This window comes from uncultured Thiohalocapsa sp., assembly GCF_913062725.1.
Lineage (GTDB): Bacteria > Pseudomonadota > Gammaproteobacteria > Chromatiales > Chromatiaceae > Thiohalocapsa.
Genome location: NZ_CAJXWY010000129.1, coordinates 1 through 2,617, shown reverse-complemented (window position 1 = coordinate 2,617; position 2,617 = coordinate 1). Strand labels below are relative to the sequence as shown.

General features: G+C 67.9%; 1 protein-coding gene and 1 pseudogene. One reads left to right on the top strand and one right to left on the bottom strand.

What is annotated here, in order from left to right; genetic code table 11:
- Positions 1-257: 257 nt before the first annotated feature.
- Positions 258-1,223 (bottom strand): glutaminyl-peptide cyclotransferase, encoded by a 966-nt coding sequence (locus tag QZ588_RS18010; protein ID WP_295544491.1) that lies wholly within the window; start codon positions 1,221-1,223, stop codon positions 258-260.
- 849 nt (positions 1,224-2,072) lie between these two features.
- Between QZ588_RS18010 and QZ588_RS18005 the strand changes: the two are divergent.
- Positions 2,073-2,617: pseudogene (locus QZ588_RS18005) on the top strand (hypothetical protein); the annotation flags it as partial.

The following is a 2,617-nucleotide window of genomic DNA, read 5'->3' as shown; positions in this document are numbered from 1 at the left end:
CCGCCAGCGCCTTGAGTTGTGTCGCCTCCAGCCGGCGCAGATCCGCCGGGCTGTCGATGCCGGCGAGCAGGGGGTAGACATGCGCATCGGCCTGCGCCTCGGGCGTGGAGACAGAATCGAGCATCGTTGTTCCGGTTATTAGGGATCAGTCTTCGGGATTTTAGCGGAAGGCGCCGTGCCGGCGTCAGGGATTCTGTTAGACCCGGTGGACGTCAATGCCCGGCGCAGGCGTCTGCGGCCTGGGTGGCGAGGCATCTTCAGTCCGGGCCGCCGACGCTCCCCGCCGGCAGCAATCCGGGCACGGCAATCCAATACAGTCGCGGCCAATGCTTGCCGGTCACCAGGAGCCGCCGGCGCGCGGCGTCGAATGCGATGCCGTTCAGCACGGCTTCGGGGTGAGGCCGCTTGCGCTGCGGCCACAGGCCCGTCAAGTCCACATAGCCCAGCACCTCGCCGTCGGCTGGATCGATGCGAGCCAACCGGTCGTCGTGCCAGATGTTGGCCCAGATTTCGTCGCGCCGCTTGCGCAGGCGACCCGACGTTGCACCCGTAGCGGTCGTCGCATCAGCGCCGCTGTGCGCATCCGCCACTGGCACCGGCACCCACTCCAGCTCATTCAAACGGCGGAGCGGTCGACCCTCGGCAAGCACCTGCACGCGACGCGTCTCGGCACCCGTAGCCGGATCAAGGAAGCGCAGGGTCGAGCTGCCATCACTGATGATCCAGCGCTCACCGTCGTGGGTCAGGCCCCAACCCTCGCCGGCGAGCGACAGCTCGTCGAGCGCGGCGAAGGTCGCCTGGTCGTAGCGCAACACGCGCCCCGCCCGCCACGTCAGCTGCACCAAGGTCCCCCGCCATGCCGTCAGCCCCTCACCGAAGAGTGAGTCCGACAGCAGGCGCTGCTGAACAACGCGACCGCTTGCCAGATCCACCCGGCGCAGACTGGAGTGCCCATGGCCGCCGGTGGATTCGTACAGGGCGCCGTTGGCCCAGACCAATCCCTGCGTGAAGGCCGTCGGGTCGTGCGGCCAGCTAGCGACGACGCGGAAGCCGTGCACAGGCAGACCGTCGTCCGCGGTGACCGCCGCCGCGACCAGGAAGCCACATGCGCAACCGCCCGCAAGCGAGAGCGCCGAACGTTGCACACGCCGACACCACCCGGCGGAGGCGGTTCGCCGGCATCTCCCGGCGCGCGCATGACGTCTAGGACGCACCCACCACATCTGTCAGCATTCCATCATTCGTGACGACATCGTCTCTCACCCGCTTTGCGTTGATGCGCCGCGTGATCTCGTCGAAGCATAAGCCATCGCTGTCATGATCCCGTTGTTGCTGATGACCTGGGCATGCCGTCGACGGGTCTGGCGTCACCCATGTCGCGAGCACCGATCGTGGGTTCGCGCGTCGGGCATCGAGCGCTTGAACTTCCACGGCGCAAGCCATAACCTCTGCGCAGCTCGGGGGGCACGCCCGCAGAACCGCCAGTCGCGCCGGCGCTCCGCAGTCATGCTGCCAGTGCGCGCGCAACTTACCACGCCTCTTACGGAGATCCTGTCTCTGTCGTGACCCCGCACAGCCGCCAGTTGCTCTGTGTGCTGATGGCCTGGATGGTGCTTGCGCAGCCAGGATTCGCGACTGTGCTCGGGCCAGGGATCGGACCGCAGATCGGACCAGAGATCGGGCTCTCGGCGCACATCGGCGCCGAGGTGCATGCAGACGCCGGCGGCCCGCATCGGCACTTCGTCGCCATGGACGAGCCAAGCGTGGGCTCATCGCAACCGTCGCACTTGACGCGCCCGGCACCACGATCTCACACAGACGGCGAGCACCATCACAGCTGCGATCACGCCTGCCACGCCAGCGCCCACCTCCTCTGTCTACCCCAGAGCACACTGCCAGTCGTCTTCCCCGGCGCCCATAACGACGTCGCCTGGTACCACGCGACATGGCGGTCGCAACCGGGCACCCCGCCCGAGAGGCCCCCTCGCTCCATCGCCTGATCCCCAACACCATGGCGGCGTCGTCGACATCGCCCTGAGTTCGTGTGTTCAAAGCGATGGAGGTGATCGAGCGTGACCACCCTGACACGATACGTCCGCCTGCGGCGGACCTTTGCCGCAGTGTTCGTTTTCAGCGTCGCCCTGGGAATGCCCGGCGCCGCCAGTGCCGACTCGCCCCGGGTCGATGCCGCCGCCGAGCCCGTCAGCGCTGACGGAGCCTCGGCCCACCATCATCGCCATGAAGCCGGCGGCAACCCGCAGCCCGACACCGATCAGGCGCATCGCCACGCCGACGGCGGGCATCAGGATGACCCGCCATGGCATCGCCTCCAGCACTGGCTGATCGGGGTGCTCGGCGGCGGGCATCCCCACGAGGAGGCGCACGATCATGTCACGGCGTCCGCGGAGATCCTGACAGCGACCCGCTACACCCCGGAGCTCGAGCTGTTTCTGGAGCGCCCGCCATTGGTCGCCGGCGAGCCTGCGACATTGCTCGTCTTTCTGACCCGGCTCGCGGACTTCTCACCGGTGCGCGCCGGCGAGGTCACGGTATCCCTCATCCCCGGTGACGCTGACCAAGCCGCACAGGATGGGGCAGCGTCGATCACCGCAGCGGC

Coding starts and splice junctions, on each gene's coding strand:
- QZ588_RS18010 (WP_295544491.1), bottom strand. CDS start 1,223: ATGTGGTGGGTGCGTCCTAGACGTCATGCGCGCGCCGGGAGATGCCGG.